Source organism: Pseudomonas sp. SWRI179, from assembly GCF_014268705.1.
GTDB classification, from domain to species: Bacteria; Pseudomonadota; Gammaproteobacteria; order Pseudomonadales; family Pseudomonadaceae; genus Aquipseudomonas; species Aquipseudomonas zanjanensis.
Map to the genome: position 1 here is coordinate 1 of NZ_JABWRA010000019.1, position 16,585 is coordinate 16,585.

Sequence of the window (16,585 nt, forward strand, 5' to 3'; positions counted from 1 at the left end):
CTGGACTGCGAAGCAGGCCCAAGTTTTTTTGCTCAATGCAGAAATTTTGGGGCGGCTTCGCCACCCAGCGGGAGCAAGCTCCCTCGCCACAAAAGCAGTGCAGCGCTAACGGTGCAGTGCGTCCGCTTAACCCTTCGCCGCCATCGCCGTCACTTCCACCTTCATCCCCTCGACCGCCAACGATGCCACGCCCACGGCGGCGCGAACCGGCCAGGGTTTGGCGAAGAAGCGTTTGTAGACCTCGTTGAACGCGGCGCGATCGGCCATGTCGGTCAGGTAGATGGTCAGGTGCAACACCCGGTCCATGGAACTGCCGGCACCCTCCAAGGCGGTCTTGAGGGCTTGCAATGTGCATTCGCTCTGCAGCGTGATGTCGCCCAGTTCCAGGCTGCCGTCGGCGCGGGTGGGGATTTGCGTGGAAACCAGCAGGCCGCCGAAGCCGGCGACGTCGGAGGAAATCGAATCGGCATCCGGATCTGGAATAAACGTGATGTCTGGGTTGCTCATGCAAAGCCTCATGCAGGAAAGAAAAAGGACCGCCGCAGTTTACCGTCCATTGCCGCGCCGTTCCTGCATTCCTTTAGCCGTGCGTTTCCAGGCCATGGTTTTGCACCAGCGCCTGGATGTAGGCCTCCAGCGTCGTGGTGCCGTGCAGGGCCGCGTCGTCGCCTACCTCGAAGCCGCTGTCGAGGCTGACGGCGCTCATGTGCGTATAGGATTGCGCCGCAGCGGGGCTGAAGCCGAGGCTCCGGAAATGGCTTTCCCATTGGTCCCTGGGTATCACCTGTACCTCGACCGGCCGGCCGAGCGCCTGGGAAAACGCCTGTGCCACATCGTCAGGCGTGTACAGGCGAGGCCCTTGCACATGACGCACGCCAACGTCGTCAATCGGCGAAAGCAAGCGCGCGGCGGCGACCTCGCCCAAGTCCCGGGGCGCCACCATGGGAAACGCCAGGTCGGCGGGGAACAGCGTGGGCAGCTTGCCGGTCTCGCGGACGGTCTCGAGCAGGTTGTCCCAGTTGCTCATGTAATATGCCCCGCGATTGATCGCCGCCGGAATCGACTGGTTGCGCACGCCTTCTTCCAGTTCCCACAAGACGCTGAGATCGCCGATGCGCTCACCGGGCTGGGCGCCGGCGGTGGATTGCACGACGATTTTCTCCAGCCCCGAGCCGTCGAGGGCCGCGAGGATGTTGGCGACCGTGCGCCGTTCCACCGCGTCGGTATCGGTACTGGGTGCGGCGGGCGGGTTGAGAATGAAGGCCCTGCGCCCGAGCCGAAAGGCGGCACGCAATGACTCGACATTTTCAGCATCGGCTTCGACGATTTGAGCGCCCCTGGCGTGCCATTCAGCGGCGTGGCTGGCATTGCGGGTCATGACCATCACGACATGCCCTGGCGCTAGCAAGGCCCGGGCCGTGGCCGATCCAACGTGGCCGGTGGCGCCCATGATCACGTACATGGCTTCATCTCCTGGAATCAAAGGCCACCCTGGGCCGGACGTTGGCTGGTTTGCGCCGGTTCAAGGGGCGGTTGCGTGCCGTTCAGGCGTGCGACCAGTTGTTGTGCCTGTTCCCATCCCAGATCGGGCTCCAGCCAGTCGAGAGCGTCGTCGGCGCTGAAGGCCAAGACCCGTTGTTGCTGGTTGGCGATGTCGCCATAGGTCACCAGGGCCAAGCCGTCACAACCAAACGGGGTCTCGCTGGCCTGGGCCAGGGCGGCCAGGAAAATCGGCGCCGATTGCCGAGCGGTCAGGTAGGCGAGGCGTGGCGCCTGGGACGGCGAGGCGGGTGCTTGCGACTCATACCAGCCCTCCACGGCGACCAGTACGCGGCCTTCGTGCTTGATGGGATCGAAGACTTTGGAACGCATGACCAGGTGCAAGGGCAGGTGCGTCAGCGGGGGCATGGTGCCCACCGACCAGATCGGCGACCAGCCCCAGCGAACCTTGATGCATTCCAAGTGCCCGCCGCGACGGCGAATGGCGCTGACCTGCATGTTCGGCTTGACCAGGCTGTGCCGCTCCTGAGCCTTGGGCGGCGTTGTTTCGTACAGGTCCAGGGGCGTGACGGATGTACCGAAACGGCTGCCGGAGGTGTCTCGCTGGGCGAAATACGCCAGGGAATCTTTTGAAGAAACGTGTTGAACCAGACCGTCACACATAACGAACACTCCCGGCAGAGAAACGCAAAGAAGCCTTGATGTACCCGCCGTTCAAACCCCGGTTGCCGTGGCTTTCAGCGGTGTCATGTAGGTCCGAACCCGTGGCGAAATGCTTGGTTCGAAAATCCTCGCGGCGGGGAGACGAGCGGGCAATTGGGGTGGATGCACTGACGCCATCGCGAGCAGGCTCGCTCCCACAGTGGAATTGTGGTGGGTCAGGATTTTCAGCTACACCGCCAAGCCCCTGTGGGAGCGAGCCTGCTCGCGAAAGCGGTGGATCAGCTTGCATCAATGCTGAATGTGCCGCCGCCATCGCGAGCAGGCTCGCTCCCACAATGGAGTTGTGGTGGGTCAGGATTCTCAGCTACACCGCCGAGCCCCTGTGGGAGCGAGCCTGCTCGCGAAAGCGGTGGATCAGCTTGTATCAATGCTGAATGTACCGCCGTCTTCGCGAGCAGGCTCGCTCCCACAATGGAGTTGTGGTGGGGCAGGATTCTCAGCTACACCGCCGAGCCCCTGTGGGAGCGGGCTTGCTCGCGAAAGCGGTGGATCAGCTTGCATCAATGCTGAATGTACCGCCGTCTTCGCGAGCAGGCTCGCTCCCACAATGGAGTTGTGGTGGGGCAGGATTCTCCGCTACACCGCTGACCTCCTGCGGGAAAACCTCACGGCGAGTGAACTGACGATCCCTGCGCCGATGCTGGTCGAGCTTGACGCATTGGTCTAGGCCGCCTGGAAAACCAACGTCTCGCCATCCTTCGGTATCAACAGTTGACCTGCGACACCGGCCCTCACGGCAGCCTCGGCCAAGGCCTTGCGGGTCGTCGGGCAATGGCTGATCGCTTCCAGGTGATTGGCCACCACGGTCCCACGGCTCAGACGGATGAATTCCAGCGTCTCGTCGATGCCCATGATGATGTCGCCGCCAATGTCGAACCGTGCCCCGCCTGCCGGCACCACGCTGACCTGCGGCTGGTGGCGCAAGACGAATTCGCGCACGGTGGGGGTGAGCACGGTGTCGCCGGTGAGGTAGACACTCGGTTCGCCGGGCAACTCGATCAGGTAGCCGACCCCATGCTCCATCAACTTGCCCACCAGGCCCAGCCCATGGGTGCATCTCACAGAGCGAATGGTGCCACCCAGGAAGGGGTTGGGTTGATCATGTGCCTGGGCAAGTGGCTGGACGTTCAAGCCACGCTTGGCCAGGTACGGGGCGTCATGGGGTGTGCAGATGACGGGGATCTGTCTTTCCCTCAGCCAGCGCTTGGCCGCGCGGTCCAGATGATCGAAATGGCCTTTCTGGCAGTGGGTGATCAGGCAGTGCGTGACCGTCTCCAGGTCCTTCGCTGTTGACGCCGGAAGCGCCACCAGCGGATTGCGCTGGTTGGCACCAAACAGTCGAAGCGGCGGCAGCGTGCCCTTGTCCGCCAGCATTGGGTCGACGAGCACGCGATACGGGCCGAATTCAAGAAGGATGGTGGCGTTACGGATCTGATGGATGTTCATGAGGCGTTCCTGTGGGGCGAGCGCTTCATGGTGCCGATTAGGTCCCGTGTGCATAATGGCCGGATCTGACATCTTTGATTCGTTTTATGCCATGACCCAAAAACTCCGCATCGGTCTGCTCCTGTTTCCCGGCTGCATGCCTGCCGGCCTGTTCGCCTTTGCCGATCTGCTGCACGCCGCCAACCGCAGGCGAGGGCGTGCGCTGTTCGAGGCACGCTACATCGCGTTGCAGGCCGGGCCGGTGGTGTGCGCCCATGGCGTGACCCTGCACGCGGAAGCGGCCCTGGAAAACGCCGGGCTGGATGCGGTCCTGGTTCCCGGTTTCTGGGCCGAATCGGCCGAGCAGGTGAATGCCGTCCTGACCGAGCAGACAGCCCTTTTGAGCGCGTTGTCGAAGCAAGCCCGAGCACTGCAGCTCTGGTCCTATTGCACCGGTGTCTGCGTGCTGGCCGCCAGCGGTCGCTTGGACGGGCAGGGCGCGACGGTGACCTGGTGGCTGGCGCAAGCGATGCAACAGCAATACCGAAAGGTTCATTGGCAAAGCGAACAGAACTGCGTGTTCAACGCGCGCACGGCGACCGCGTCCGGGGTGAACGGCTACCTGCCCATCGCCGAACAACTCATCGAGCGCAGCGTCAGCAGCGACGTCCTGCGCGACATCACCCGGCTCATGGTGCTACCGCGTCCGGCCATTCCCCATGCGGCGTTCCAGGGCAGCACGCTGATCGAGCAACCCAACGGATGGTTGCGGCAGTTGCATGGGTTGATCGAGCAGATGCCGGCCGAGGGGATCACCGTGCAGGCCCTGGCAAGCGCGCTGGCGGTGTCCGAGCGCACCTTGGCGCGCAAGGTCAGTCGTGAAACGGGGCAGGCCGTCGCGGCCTACGCCCGGCGCATCAAGTTGAACCAGGTCAGCGAGCGCCTGACGTTGACCTCGCTGCCCCTGGCCAGCATCGGCGCCGAGCTGGGTTTCAGCAGCAGCTCCAACTTGCAGCGCATGTTCAAGGCGCTGACCGGGCTGACGCCGATGGCATACCGGCGCAAGTTCGGGCGTGTGTGACGTCGGTCAGCCCGGCGTCTTGTCGGTTTCGTTGCGATGGTGTTCCGGCCAGTTGTCCACGGGGTGGGCACGGTCTTCGTTGAACATCTCCGTGAGCAGCGCATTGGCGCGGCGGTAGGCGTCATGCCGGAACTTGAGGTCGTCTTCCGGCTGGGCGACGATTTCCTCCAGCATCTTGAGGTTCAATCGGCGGAACTGATCCGCGCGCTCACGCGCTTCGTAAGCCCCGACGCCCATGCGCTCCAGCGCGCTGCGACCTAAGGACAGCGCGCTCTCGAATGTCTCCCGCTCGGCCGCCTCCACGCCCATCTGCCGCAGGATGATGAGGTGGCCCATGTCCCGCGCCCGTACGATCAACTGCAACGCCGGGAAATGCTCCTGGGCCAGTCGGGTCAGCGTCAGGTTGTCTTCCTGGTTGTCGATGGCGTTGATCAAGACCACCGCTTGGGCCGCGCCGGCTGCGTGCAGCAAGTCGAGGCGCGTGGCATCGCCATAAAAGACTTTCACGCCGAATTTGCGCAGCGTCTCGATGTTGTCAGGGTCGTGATCCAGAACCACCACGTCGACGCCGCAGGACATCAGCAGGCGTCCGGCGATCTGCCCGAAGCGGCCGAAGCCAGCGATGATCACGCGGGGATTCTGCTGGTCGACGAGGTCGGATTCGCGCTGGTTTTTCTGGGTGACGGACTCGAAGCGATCCAGCAGCAGGATCAGCAGAGGCGTCAGGCACATGGACAACGCCACCGCCAGGGTCAGGCTCTTGCCCCATTGGTCGGTCAGGATCCCGGCCAGCGTCGCGGCACCGAACACCACGAAGGCGAATTCGCTGCCCTGGCCCAGCAACACCGCTTGCCAGGAACGCTGGCCGGCAGGGACATTCAAGAAGCGGCTGATGGTCTTGATTACCAGCAACTTGATCAGGATGAAACCCAGGGTCAGGGTGATGACTTTCAGCGGTGCGTTGATCAACGTGCCGAAATCGATCGACATGCCGACGCCGATGAAAAACAGACCCAGCAGCAGGCCCTTGAACGGCTCGATGTCGCTTTCCAGGGCATGGCGGTATTCGGAACTGGCCAGCAGCACGCCGGCGAGGAATGCGCCCATGGCCATCGACAAGCCGGCTTCCTCCAGCAGGAAGCCGAAGCCGAACACCAGGAAAAGTGCGACGGCGCTGAAAATCTCGCGCAAGCCTGAGCGTGCGGCGAAGCGCAGCAGCGGTCGCGTCACGTAGCGCCCCAGCAGTACGACGATGGCGATGGCGGCGACGATTTTGCCAATCGACAGCAACAGCGCGGTGCCCGAAGGCGTGTCGCCGTGGGCCGACAACAACGGAATCATCGCCACCAAGGGAATGGCGGCGATGTCCTGGAACAGCAGCACGGCAAAACTGCTGCGGCCGACGGCGGTGGCGGTCAGGTTGCGTTCGCTCATGGCCTGCATGGCGATGGCCGTGGAGGACAGGCTCAGGGTCAGGCCGACCAGCAGCGCCGCCGTCCAGTTCAGGCCCAGGGCCGCGCAGAACGTTGCGATCGCACCGCCGCAGGCGAGCATCTGCAAGGCGCCGCCGCCGAAGACCATCCGGCGCAGGGCCCAGAGCCGCTTGGGATCGAGTTCAAGGCCGATGATGAACAGCATCAGCACCACGCCGATTTCAGCGAACTCCAGAATCGCCTTTACATCGGTAATCAGCTTCAGCCCCCACGGGCCGATGATGCACCCGGCCAGCAGGTAACCCAGCACCGGGCCCAGGCCGAACCGAACGGCAATCGGTACGATCAGCGTCGCCGAGGCCAGGTAGATCAGCATTTCAATCAGGCTGTGCGTCTCCATCTCAATTTTCCTTCCAGGCGGCCAGGCGTTCGCCGTAATGTTCGATTTGGGCGCGTTGGGCCTCGGAGTCGGCGGCATACGCGCCATGCACGGCAACGGGTTCCAGCCAGCGCATGCCGCAATAAATGGCCGTGGCGTGGAGGGGTTGGGCCAACGCCGAAAAACCCGGGTAGGCGCCGATCTGGAAATGATCCTGTTCGCCACCCGTGGTCACGGCCCACAGCAACCGCTTGTCCTTGAGCACCGTGGCGCCTTTGCCATAGGCCCAGCCGTGGGTGAAGACTTTATCGATCCACAGTTTCAGCAGCGGCGGGGTGCTGTACCAGTACATCGGGTGCTGGAGGACGACCAGCTCCGCTTGTTCCACTGCGCGTTGTTCCGCTTCGACATCGATATCGAAGTTGGGATAAAGCGCATACAGCGAACGTATGACCACGTCCGGATTGCTGGATACTCGCTTGAGCATCTGCTGGTTGACCCGCGATTTGTCAGGGTAGGGGTGCGCATAAATGATAAGAATCATCGGTGAATTCCTTGGTTTGGCTCCGTCGATTCTTGTCTGTCGTGAGCGCGAGCGATGGCACATGGAGCCGAGCGATACAAACAAGAGCGCCTTCCCATGCAGGGTCGAGGCCGGAAAGGCCGGACATCCTACCGAGGAAGGCGCTGATTGTTTAGCGCGGATCGATACATCGGGACACTTCAGCCAAGCGGCAGCGAGACCCTGGCCTCCAACCCGCCACCCTTGCGATTCCTCAGGGTCAGTGTCCCGCCATGCTCCAGTACCGTCGCCCGGGCCGCCGACAGGCCCAGCCCGACGCCGCCGGTGTGCTTGTTGCGCGAGCCTTCGATGCGAAAGAACGGCGTGAAGACCTGCTCAAGGTGTTGGGCATCGATGCCCGGCCCACGGTCGAGGATGCGAATGTCCACCCGGTGGGCGTCGGCTTGGAGCCGAACCGTCGGCTCGCCGCCATACTTGATCGCGTTGTCGATCAGGTTGACCAAGGCACGCTTGATGCCGATGGGCCGGCCGACGTACACGAAGCGCTGGGCGCCTTCGAATGCGACCTCGGTGCCAGCGTCCTTGAGGTCATCGACGATGGTGTGCAGCAGTTCGGCCAGGTCGAACGCGGTGGCATGTTCCAGCCGGGCATCGTCGCGGAAAAACTCCAGGGCGCAATTGACCATCGCCTGCATTTCATCCACGTCCCGGAACAGGCGCGATTGCTGTTCGGCATCCTCGATGAACTCCCCGCGCAGGCGCATGCGGGTCAACGGTGCGCGCAGGTCATGGGAGATGGCCGCGAGCATCTGCGTGCGGTCCTGCAGGAAGTGCTTGAGCTGGGCCTGCATGGCGTTGAACGCGAGGATCGCCTGGCGGATTTCGTGGGGGCCGATGACCGGAATCGGCGGCGCCTGATGGTCGACGCCAAAGCGCCGCGCACCTTCGGCAAAGCGTTCCAGCGGTGCGGCCAAGTGCCGGGTGGCGATCAGCGCGACGATAAACGTCGAGAGCAGGATCAGCGCGATGATGATCAGGTTGCGCGCCCATTCGCCCAGCCCCCAACTGCGCGACGGCACGGAGAAAATCACCCAGGAATGGTCGGCCAGTTCGATGATCACCGCGTAGCGCGCATCCGCTTGGTTGGCCGGCCAGTCGGCCGGTTCGTAGGCTTCGATCCTGGCGTCCGGCCGGCCCAATTGCTGGCGCAGGAGCGCCGAGCCTTCGCTGAATTCCGGGTCATCGATCACCGGTAGCCGGGCATCCTCATGGCGTTGTAGCCATTGCGCGTTGAATGCCTGGTTGCTCGCGGCCTTGGCAATCGCCGGCCGTTGTTCAGCGGCGACGGAGTCGATGATGCGGGTGATGGTGGCGGCCCTTTCCATCAGGCCGGTTTCCATCAGGGGAGGGCGCGCCCAGGCACCGGCCAGCAGGCTGAACAGCTCGTTGAGGGCGAGCAGGGTCAGCATGGCGATCATGGTGGTCAGGGCGATCCAGCGCGCCACCGTGTCCCTTGGTCGATGAATGCCCGGGCGCGAGCGCTTCATCGCTTCACCACGTGGGGGCTGAACAGATAGCCGCTGTTACGCACGGTGCGAATCATCGAGGCGCCGGGGATGTCGGTTTCCAACTTGCGTCGCAGGCGGCTGACCTGGACGTCGATGCTGCGATCGAACGCCTCGAAGGTTTCCCCACGGGCCAGGTCCAGCAACTGCTGGCGCGTCAGCACCCGGCGCGGGTGTTCGGCAAACACCAGCAGCAATTCGAACTCGCCGCTGGACAGCGGGATCATGACCTTGTCAGGTGAGCGCAATTCGCGGCGGGTGACGTCCAGCTGCCAGTTTTCGAACTCCAGGATTGGCCGGGATGAGTCGTTCAGCGTGGCCCTGGCTTCACCGGTGCGCCGCAGCACGGCACGCACCCGGGCCAACAACTCCCGGGCGTCGAACGGCTTGGTCAGGTAATCGTCCGCTCCCAGCTCCAGGCCGACGACGCGGTCGCTCAATTCACCCATGGCGGTGAGCATGATGATGCCGACCGTGTGCTCGGCCCGCAGCCGTTGGCACAGCACCAGGCCGTTGTCCCCCGGCAACATGACGTCGAGGATGATCAGGTCCGGCACTTGGCGTTCCACCGCTTGCCACAGGGCATTGCCGTCGGCGGCCACGTCCACGCTATAGCCATGTTGTTCGAGGAATTTGCGCAAGAGGGCGAGGACTTCGAGGTCATCGTCCACCAGTAGTAAATGGCTCACGGTGGGCACGCAGGGTAATGAATACAGGGGGAATACTAGGGTCAATCCAGGGCCTGCGTCATATATTTCAACCCGGAAACAAAGTTGCCGGCGGGCAATATTGTGGAAATCTGTGGGCAAAAAAACGGCGGCAGGATGGCCTTGATGTCGGTCAGTTGAACAGCCAGCCAACGCTGAACCCGTGGCGAGGGAGCTTGCTCCCGCTTGAGTGCGAAGCGCTCACCGCTTTTTAGGGCCGCTTCGCGCCCCAGCGGGAGCAAGCTCCCTCGCCACAGAGGGTGGTGTTTGGCTTTTTGACCGGCCTATGCAGCATCCCAATCCTCGCCGAGATAACCCCGTATGCCGATCACCAAGCCCGCTCCGTTGTTCGTTCGCTCCACCGTCGTGGTTGTATTGGCGGCACTCGCCAGTGGTTGCTCCAGCACGCCAGCCGCAAAACCAGGCTCGTGTGAAAGCGCGACCTACACCGTTTACGATCCCGCCGAACCCGTCAACCGTGGCATCTTCGCCTTCAACCGAACCGTGGATGACTACGCACTGGCACCGGTGGCCCGTGGTTATCGCAAGCTGCCGGAGATGTTCCAGGCCGGGGTGCACAACTTCGTGGCGAACTTCGGCGAGCCCAAGGTGTTCATCAACGACCTGCTGCAAGGCAATGCCCAGCGCTCGGTCAACACGCTGGGTCGTTTCGTCATCAACTCCACGGCGGGCATCGTCGGGCTGATCGATGTGTCGGGCAAGCTGGGCATCGAGCGCCACAAGGCCGACTTCGGCCAGACCTTCGGCGTCTGGAACGTCGCCCCGGGGCCCATCCTGGAACTGCCACTGCTGGGCAGCGCCAACCTGCGGGATGCGACGGGTAAAGTGCTGAGCTTTGCCGTCGACCCGTTCGGCGACAACAGCAGCACGGTCGAGACCCTGGGCACGATCAACACCGTCGGCGGCATTGTCGATGGCCGTGCCGAGGCGTTGCCAACCACCGATCAATTGCAGACCGAAGCGGACTACTACGCGGCCCTTCGCGATGCCACGGCGCAGCGGCGTGCCGATCTTGTCGCCCAGGGCAAGTTGGGGTCGGTGGTGGAGGACAATCCGCAATGCCAGGAGGAAGGGGCCGCTGATGAGTAACGAGGCGCTGGTCTTGCATCGGCGAATGCGTTTGCTCCAGCCGGATGCATTGCATTGCCGTGAGGTGGAACTGCGGTTGGCCGAGGACGGTAGCCACGTGCTGCTCAACCATTATGTCGAGCTGTATCGCCATCAACGTCTCGGTTGGTGCGCCCTACGGCAACATCGGGTGCCGTTGGCGGCGATAGTGCGCTGGATGATCGATAACGGCGAACAGATGAGGGGTTAGTGGCAATTTGCTGCTTAATACAACGGCATTTTGAGCGCAAATGCCGTGAAATATTTATACATAATTACGGATTAATAATGGTTGTACGACGTCATATCTAATATGTTCGACTGTGGCCGTTTCTTACAAAAAAAATAAACGGAGATTCACCCATGACGAGCATTCCTACCGCTGAGGAACAAGCTGCGGCGCCCGTGCAAGGCCGTTTCGTACGCCTGCTGAAGCTTCTCGGCCCCGGCATCATCGCCGTTCTTTCCTGGCTGGGCGCCGGCGATCTCATCACGTCCTCCGTGGCCGGCGCGAACTACGGCTACGCGATGATGTGGGTGCTGGCGGTCTCTCTGCTGCTGCGCTACCTGATCGTCAATATCATCGCGCGTTTCCAGCTCTGCAATAACCAGGGCATGACCATCCTGCAGGGGTATGCCCAGCTCAATCCGTTTTTCGCCTGGTTCCTGCTGGTGTATGCGCTGCTCATGGGGCACCTGATGAATGCCTACATGATCAAGGGGGCCGGTGAGGCCCTGGCCATGCTGCTCAAGATCGACTACCCGCTGCTGTGTTCGGTGGCGGTGGTATTGGCGGTGTGGATGCTCGTCGGGCGCAATATCTATTCGATGATCGAAGGCGTGATGAAAGGCCTGCTGGCGATCATGACGCTGGCGTTCCTGGCCCTGGCGGTGATGTCCGGCCCGGATGTCGCCGGCATCGTCAAAGGCACCATCGGCTTCAGCATTCCGCCCGATGAAGGCGTGCATGGCGCGCTGTTGGTGGCCGTCTCGGTGATCGGCGCAGTGGCCGGTTCCATCGCCAACTTCGTTCATCCGTATGTGATGCGCCAGAAGGGCTGGGTAGGACCTGAGCACAAGCGTATCCAGCGCAACGACCTGCTGTTTGCGGTGTTTGTCGGGATCATCATCAACCTGGCCATCTGGATCGTCGGCGCGGAAATCCTGCGACCCAACGGCATCGAGGTCAAAACCCTGGGCGACCTGGGCAAGGCCCTGGAAATATTCTTTGGTCCGATCGGTTGGTACGTATTCTTCGTGGGTGTGTTCGCCACGCTGTTCGCCAGCATTTCGGGCAAGACCACGGCGTTCCCGATGCTCATTACCGACGCCTTCCAGCATGTGCGCCCCGAGCGCCGGGAGCGTTACGGCAAAGAGTTCCACCGTGACCCGATGCACAAATGGTTCATGCTGTTCATCCTGGTGACGCCACTGATCTGGTCGCTGCCGGGCATGCCGGACTTCGTCACGCTGACCATCGGCGTCAACGCGCTGAACATCGTCGGCTTGCCAGTGATTTCCCTGGGCCTTTTGATCATGTCCAACCAGAAGTCCTTGCTGGGCAAGGAGTACCGCAACAACCTGTTCGAGAACATCGCGCTGGTGTTTGCCACAGGCCTGGCATTGTGGGTTGCGTTCCAGTTGGGGGTCGATCTGTTTACCTGAGGCCCGGCCATCTGCAACTTTCGGGGGGACTGCTAGACTTTATCGTCCAGTCCCTTTCGGAGAAGCGGAATGAACAATAAAAACAGGATCTGCCTCTGGTACGACGGCAACGCCGAGGAAGCTGCGCGGTTCTACGCAAAAACCTTTCCCGACAGCGCGGTGAACGCTGTCTACCATGCCCCAAGTGATTATCCGTCGGGCAAGGAGGGCGATGTGATCACCGTTGATTTCACGGTGATCGGCATCCCCTGCATCGGCCTCAACGGCGGGCCGGTGTTCAAGCACAGCGAGGCCTTTTCATTCCAGATTGCCACGGAAGACCAGGCCGAAACGGACCGTTTGTGGAACGCCATCATCGACAACGGTGGCCAGGCAAGCGCTTGTGGCTGGTGCAAGGACAAGTGGGGTTTGTCGTGGCAGATCAGCCCGCGGGTGTTGCTTGAAGCGGTCGGCAGTCCTGACAAAGCCGTGGCCAAGCGGGCCTTCGAAGCGATGATGACCATGACCAAGATCGACATTGCCGCGATTGAAGCGGCGGTGAAAAGGCTAGCCGGCGAATCACCACCATCATTTTCTTGTGGGAGCGGGCTTGCTCGCGAAGGCGGTGGGTCAGTCAACTTCAATGCTGACTGATCCGACGCCTTCGCGAGCAAGCCCGCTCCCACAGTTGTTTTGTGGTGGCTTCGATTGCTCGGCCTGCCCAGATCCCCTTGTGGGAGCGAGCCTGCTCGCGATGACGGCGGCACAGCCAACCCTGATGCAAGCTCACCTATAGGGCGGCCTCAGGCACCCTGGCAATCACCTTGATCTCAAACTGAAAACCATACAGCCACGTCACCCCCACCGCCGTCAGTGTCGGATGCGGTGCGTTGCCCCAGAATTCGGGCACGACGCTCCAGACCCGTTCGAAGATCGACTCGGGATCGACCATGAACACTGTCACGTCCACCACATCGTCAAAACTGCAATCGGCCGCGGCGAGGATCGCCTTCAGGTTGTTGAACGCCAGCCGGACCTGAGCCTCCAGGTCCGGCTCTGGCGAACCGTCGTCGGTGCTGCCGACTTGCCCGGAGACGAACAGGAAACCATTGGAACGAATCGCCGGCGAATAGCGATTGCGCTCATACAGTGCCTGGCGTCCAGGCGGAAAAACCACATCACGCTGTGTCATGAATACCTCCATCAAAAAGTGGTTCCAAACGATGAACTCACTCTAGGGGCTTGTATCCAGGCGATAAACGAGCAACCTTGGTGCTCACTGTTTGTGAATCCCAAACAATCGAACCATGCCGAGGCAGAAATGGACCGTTTTGATGCGATGCAAGCGTTCGTGCGAGTCGTGGAGGCGGGCAGCTTTACCAAGGCGGCAGAAACCCTGCACATGAGCAAGACCACCGTGACCCAACTGGTGCAGCAACTCGAGGCACGGTTGCGGGTCAAGCTGCTCAACCGCACCACACGCAAAGTCAATGTCACCGCCGACGGCGCGGCTTATTACGAGCGGGTGATCCGGTTGCTGGCCGACATGGACGATGCCGAGACCAGCGTGGCCGGCGCCCAGGCGTTACCTCGCGGGCGACTGCGGGTGGACGTGCCGAGTCCGCTGGCGGCGATGATCCTGATACCAGCCTTGCCGGCGTTCTACGCGCGTTACCCGGACATCCAGATCGACATGGGCGTCAGCGATCGCATCGTCGACATGCTTGATGAAAACGTCGATTGCGTGGTGCGCGGCGGTGAATTGCGGGATCAGTCGCTGATCGCCCGACGCGTTGGCGACCTGGCCCTTGGCGTCTTCGCCGCCCCGAGTTACCTGGCACGGTTTGGCCCGCCCGCGCACCCTCGCGAACTGGAAGACTCGCACCATCGCACCGTCGGTTTCCTCTGGGCTCGCACCGGCAAATCCTTGCCCTACGCCATGCGCCGTGACAGTGAGCTGCTTCACGTCAAAGGGCGCTACGCGTTGGCCATCGACGACGGCAACGCCTACCTCGCGGCCGGGCTGGCGGGGCTGGGCGTGCTCTGGCTGCCCGAGTACAATGTCCCGGCGTCACCAGGCGCAAGGGGAATTGGTGCCGTTGTTCGAAGACTGGCAGCTGGACCCGATGCCGCTGTACCTGGCTTACCCCCCGAACCGGCATATCAGCGCCAAGTTGCGGGTGTTCATCGATTGGGTCGTGGAGCTGATGGCGCAGCATGCGCCTATTATTGATCGATCTGTTTCGTGAAATTTGGCTGTCCAGTTGTAGAGGAGATACACCATGGACCGATTCACCGGCGGTTGCCTGTGCGGCAACGTTCGACTTGAAGCCTCAGGGCGCCCGTATCGTGTTGGTCTTTGTCACTGCCTCGATTGCCGCAAGCATCACGGGGCACTGTTCTACGCGGCTGCGGTGTTTCCTCAGGACGCGGTGACGATCGAGGGTGAAACCCGGGATTATGCCGGACGATTTTTTTGTCCTCGCTGTGGCTCGTCGCTGTTTGCCCGCTCGGGCGATGAGATCGAAGTGCACTTGGGGATTCTGGATAGCCCCGATCAACTGCTGCCCACCTACGAAAGCTGGACCGTGCGCCGTGAGTCGTGGTTGCCGGCGTTTGCGCTTACCCGATGTTATGAGCAGGATCGTGAGGGTACGGGGCGGTCTGAGGAATAGATGCAATGTGTTCCACCGCTATCGCGAGCAGGCTCGCTCCCACAGTTTGGTCTTGGGTGTACGCCAATTCTGGATTCACAACCAACCCCCTGTGGGAGCGGGCTTGCTCGCGAAGGCGTCGGATCAGTCGGCATTGAAGGCGACTGACCTACCGCTTTCGCGAGCAAGCCCGCTCCCACAGTTTGATCTTGGGTGTACGCCAATTCTGGATTCACAACCAACCCCCTGTGGGAGCGGGCTTGCTCGCGATAGCGGTAGATCAGTCGCCTTCAATGCCGACTTATCCGACGCCTTCGCGAGCAAGCCCGCTCCCACATGGAATCTGCGCTTTTATTCCTTGAGGAACGTCAGCAGATCCTGGTTCAACCGGTCCTTGTGGGTCTCGGTCAAGCCGTGCGGTGCGCCAGGGTAGACGATCAGTCGGGCGCCTTTGATCAGCGCCGCCGAGGCCCGGCCTGCAGCGTCGATTGGCACGATCTGATCGTCATCGCCATGGATGACCAGGGTCGGCACGTCGAACTTCTTCAAATCGCCGCGGAAATCTGTCGCCGAGAAGGCCGCGATCGAGTCGTAGGTATTCTTGCTGCCACCCTGCATGCCCTGCACCCAGAACGATTGGATCAGCCCTTGAGACGGCTTGGCGCCCTTGCGGTTGTAGCCGTAGAACGGGCCCGAGGCGATGTCCAGGTACAGCTGCGAGCGGTTCTCCAGGGACGCCTTGCGCAGGCCGTCGAACACTTCGATAGGCAAGCCACCAGGGTTGGTTTCTGTCTTGAGCATCAACGGTGGCACCGAAGAAACCAGCACGGCTTTTTTCACCCGTGCGGTACCGTGGCGACCGATATACCGCGCCACTTCACCGCCCCCCGTCGAGAAGCCCACCAGCGTCACGTTCTTGAGGTCCAGCGCTTCAATCACCGCCGCCAGGTCGTCGGCGTAATGGTCCATGTCGTTGCCTTCCCAAGGCTGGCTGGAGCGACCGTGACCGCGACGGTCGTGGGCAATCACCCGATAGCCTTTCGAGGCGAGGAACATCATCTGGCCTTCCCAGCTGTCGGAGTCCAGCGGCCAGCCGTGGCTGAACGTCACGACCTGGCCATCACGCGGGCCCCAGTCCTTGTAGTACAGCTGCACGCCATCCTGGGTGGTGATGTAGCTGGCGGACTGGACCACGCTGCCGACAGCAGACACGCTGGCAGCGGCCTGGACCGGCGACGCGGCTTCGGCGTTGAGGGTGGCCAAGGCCAGGGTCGCGACAGCCAGGGTGCGGTTGAAGGTGTTCATCGTGTCTCTCTCCATAAGGTCGGTTTGATCTGCGGCGATCGTCATCGATCGCGTTGGTGGGCAGATTAGAGAGAGAGGCCGATGACGAGAACGGCGTGGGCATCGATAGCAACTATGGGAAAATCGGATAGCTGCGCTGCGCTTCGGTTGCCATGGCTCGTTCGTGGCGAGGGAGCTTGCTCCCGCTGGGTGGCGAAGCCGCCCCAAACGGAGCGATGCGAGTCTTCCAGGTGTATTTCATTGGCCGATGTGCGACGGCTGCGCCGCCGAGCGGGAGCAAGCTCCCTCGCCACAATGTACTGTTCAAGCGCCCTGAAATCGCCCTCAACCAAACGAAGGCATCGGCCCCAACGAATTAAAGATCCACACGACCACCGCTACGGCCGCCAGCACCGCGACCACGATGCTGATAAGCACCCATTTAAGAATTTTCAGCCCTTTCGACGGAGCCCCCGGCGCGAGGGGCTCCACCGGGAACGTCATCTCCCCGGCGCATCGTGGGCAAACAGCGGTGTCGT

Annotated in this window: 15 protein-coding genes and 2 pseudogenes; 7 read left to right on the top strand and 10 right to left on the bottom strand. The window is 62.1% G+C overall.

Annotated features, from left to right (window positions below; translation table 11 throughout):
* Window positions 1–126: 126 nt before the first annotated feature.
* From HU767_RS12815 to HU767_RS12830, 4 genes are all read right to left on the bottom strand, one after another.
* Window positions 127–507: a RidA family protein gene (locus HU767_RS12815; protein ID WP_186729661.1), complete on the bottom strand. Its 381-nt coding sequence runs from the start codon at window positions 505–507 to the stop codon at window positions 127–129.
* Between the two features lie 73 nt (window positions 508–580).
* Complete coding sequence (locus HU767_RS12820; protein WP_186729662.1) at window positions 581–1,462, bottom strand: NmrA family NAD(P)-binding protein; 882 nt, start codon at window positions 1,460–1,462, stop codon at window positions 581–583.
* Between the two features lie 17 nt (window positions 1,463–1,479).
* Entirely contained in the window at window positions 1,480–2,163 is a 684-nt protein-coding gene (locus HU767_RS12825; protein WP_186729663.1) for an SOS response-associated peptidase family protein, read from the bottom strand.
* A 723-nt stretch (window positions 2,164–2,886) separates the two neighbouring features.
* Window positions 2,887–3,669 (bottom strand): MBL fold metallo-hydrolase, encoded by a 783-nt coding sequence (locus HU767_RS12830; protein WP_186729664.1) that lies wholly within the window; start codon window positions 3,667–3,669, stop codon window positions 2,887–2,889.
* A 91-nt stretch (window positions 3,670–3,760) separates the two neighbouring features.
* Here HU767_RS12830 and HU767_RS12835 point away from each other — a divergent pair, with 91 nt between their 5' ends.
* Window positions 3,761–4,729: a helix-turn-helix domain-containing protein gene (locus HU767_RS12835; RefSeq protein ID WP_186729665.1), complete on the top strand. Its 969-nt coding sequence runs from the start codon at window positions 3,761–3,763 to the stop codon at window positions 4,727–4,729.
* Window positions 4,730–4,735: 6 nt separating this feature from the next.
* On the opposite strand, the gene kefC is transcribed toward HU767_RS12835, so the two are convergent.
* From kefC to HU767_RS12855, 4 genes are all read right to left on the bottom strand, one after another.
* Window positions 4,736–6,562, bottom strand: coding sequence for a glutathione-regulated potassium-efflux system protein KefC (gene kefC, locus HU767_RS12840; protein WP_186729666.1), 1,827 nt, complete (start codon window positions 6,560–6,562; stop codon window positions 4,736–4,738).
* Between the two features lies 1 nt (window position 6,563).
* Window positions 6,564–7,085 carry a glutathione-regulated potassium-efflux system oxidoreductase KefF gene (gene kefF, locus HU767_RS12845; RefSeq protein ID WP_186729667.1) on the bottom strand — a complete coding sequence of 174 codons (522 nt, stop codon included), beginning with the start codon at window positions 7,083–7,085 and terminating at the stop codon, window positions 6,564–6,566.
* Window positions 7,086–7,264: 179 nt separating this feature from the next.
* Complete coding sequence (locus HU767_RS12850; RefSeq protein ID WP_186729668.1) at window positions 7,265–8,611, bottom strand: ATP-binding protein; 1,347 nt, start codon at window positions 8,609–8,611, stop codon at window positions 7,265–7,267.
* Entirely contained in the window at window positions 8,608–9,318 is a 711-nt protein-coding gene (locus HU767_RS12855) for a response regulator (protein WP_186729669.1), read from the bottom strand. Before HU767_RS12855 ends, HU767_RS12850 begins: the two co-directional genes overlap by 4 nt.
* A gap of 339 nt (window positions 9,319–9,657) precedes the next feature.
* Between HU767_RS12855 and HU767_RS12860 the strand changes: the two genes are divergently transcribed.
* The 4 genes and pseudogenes from HU767_RS12860 to HU767_RS12875 form a co-directional block, all read left to right on the top strand.
* The gene (locus HU767_RS12860) at window positions 9,658–10,446 is read left to right on the top strand and encodes a VacJ family lipoprotein (RefSeq protein ID WP_186729670.1); all 789 of its coding nucleotides are present in this window, start codon (window positions 9,658–9,660) and stop codon (window positions 10,444–10,446) included.
* Entirely contained in the window at window positions 10,439–10,675 is a 237-nt protein-coding gene (locus HU767_RS12865; protein ID WP_186710719.1) for a hypothetical protein, read from the top strand. The genes HU767_RS12860 and HU767_RS12865 overlap by 8 nt, the downstream gene beginning before the upstream one ends.
* A 152-nt stretch (window positions 10,676–10,827) precedes the next feature.
* Complete coding sequence (locus HU767_RS12870; protein WP_186710723.1) at window positions 10,828–12,129, top strand: Nramp family divalent metal transporter; 1,302 nt, start codon at window positions 10,828–10,830, stop codon at window positions 12,127–12,129.
* A gap of 69 nt (window positions 12,130–12,198) precedes the next feature.
* Window positions 12,199–12,660: pseudogene (locus HU767_RS12875) on the top strand (VOC family protein); the annotation flags it as partial.
* 238 nt (window positions 12,661–12,898) lie between these two features.
* On the opposite strand, the gene HU767_RS12880 reads toward HU767_RS12875, so the two are convergent.
* Entirely contained in the window at window positions 12,899–13,300 is a 402-nt protein-coding gene (locus tag HU767_RS12880) for a RidA family protein (protein ID WP_186710727.1), read from the bottom strand.
* A gap of 129 nt (window positions 13,301–13,429) precedes the next feature.
* On the opposite strand from HU767_RS12880, the pseudogene HU767_RS12885 reads away from it, so the two are divergent.
* Both HU767_RS12885 and HU767_RS12890 read left to right on the top strand, forming a co-directional pair.
* Window positions 13,430–14,357: pseudogene (locus HU767_RS12885) on the top strand (LysR substrate-binding domain-containing protein).
* A 33-nt stretch (window positions 14,358–14,390) separates the two neighbouring features.
* The gene (locus HU767_RS12890; protein WP_186729672.1) at window positions 14,391–14,783 is read left to right on the top strand and encodes a GFA family protein; all 393 of its coding nucleotides are present in this window, start codon (window positions 14,391–14,393) and stop codon (window positions 14,781–14,783) included.
* 330 nt (window positions 14,784–15,113) lie between these two features.
* Here the strand turns inward: HU767_RS12890 and HU767_RS12895 are convergent, their stop codons facing one another.
* Window positions 15,114–16,067 (bottom strand): alpha/beta hydrolase, encoded by a 954-nt coding sequence (locus HU767_RS12895; RefSeq protein WP_186729673.1) that lies wholly within the window; start codon window positions 16,065–16,067, stop codon window positions 15,114–15,116.
* Between the last annotated feature and the right edge of the window lie 518 nt (window positions 16,068–16,585).

What these genes read in the sequence shown, in the direction of transcription:
- HU767_RS12890 (WP_186729672.1), top strand. Translation starts at nt 14,391, where the DNA reads ATGGACCGATTCACCGGCGGTTGCCTGTGCGGCAACGTTCGACTTGAA.
- HU767_RS12835 (WP_186729665.1), top strand. Translation starts at nt 3,761, where the DNA reads ATGACCCAAAAACTCCGCATCGGTCTGCTCCTGTTTCCCGGCTGCATG.
- HU767_RS12860 (WP_186729670.1), top strand. Translation starts at nt 9,658, where the DNA reads ATGCCGATCACCAAGCCCGCTCCGTTGTTCGTTCGCTCCACCGTCGTG.
- HU767_RS12880 (WP_186710727.1), bottom strand. Translation starts at nt 13,300, where the DNA reads ATGACACAGCGTGATGTGGTTTTTCCGCCTGGACGCCAGGCACTGTAT.
- HU767_RS12820 (WP_186729662.1), bottom strand. Translation starts at nt 1,462, where the DNA reads ATGTACGTGATCATGGGCGCCACCGGCCACGTTGGATCGGCCACGGCC.
- kefC (WP_186729666.1), bottom strand. Translation starts at nt 6,562, where the DNA reads ATGGAGACGCACAGCCTGATTGAAATGCTGATCTACCTGGCCTCGGCG.
- HU767_RS12825 (WP_186729663.1), bottom strand. Translation starts at nt 2,163, where the DNA reads ATGTGTGACGGTCTGGTTCAACACGTTTCTTCAAAAGATTCCCTGGCG.
- HU767_RS12815 (WP_186729661.1), bottom strand. Translation starts at nt 507, where the DNA reads ATGAGCAACCCAGACATCACGTTTATTCCAGATCCGGATGCCGATTCG.
- HU767_RS12865 (WP_186710719.1), top strand. Translation starts at nt 10,439, where the DNA reads ATGAGTAACGAGGCGCTGGTCTTGCATCGGCGAATGCGTTTGCTCCAG.
- HU767_RS12830 (WP_186729664.1), bottom strand. Translation starts at nt 3,669, where the DNA reads ATGAACATCCATCAGATCCGTAACGCCACCATCCTTCTTGAATTCGGC.
- kefF (WP_186729667.1), bottom strand. Translation starts at nt 7,085, where the DNA reads ATGATTCTTATCATTTATGCGCACCCCTACCCTGACAAATCGCGGGTC.
- HU767_RS12895 (WP_186729673.1), bottom strand. Translation starts at nt 16,067, where the DNA reads ATGAACACCTTCAACCGCACCCTGGCTGTCGCGACCCTGGCCTTGGCC.
- HU767_RS12870 (WP_186710723.1), top strand. Translation starts at nt 10,828, where the DNA reads ATGACGAGCATTCCTACCGCTGAGGAACAAGCTGCGGCGCCCGTGCAA.
- HU767_RS12850 (WP_186729668.1), bottom strand. Translation starts at nt 8,611, where the DNA reads ATGAAGCGCTCGCGCCCGGGCATTCATCGACCAAGGGACACGGTGGCG.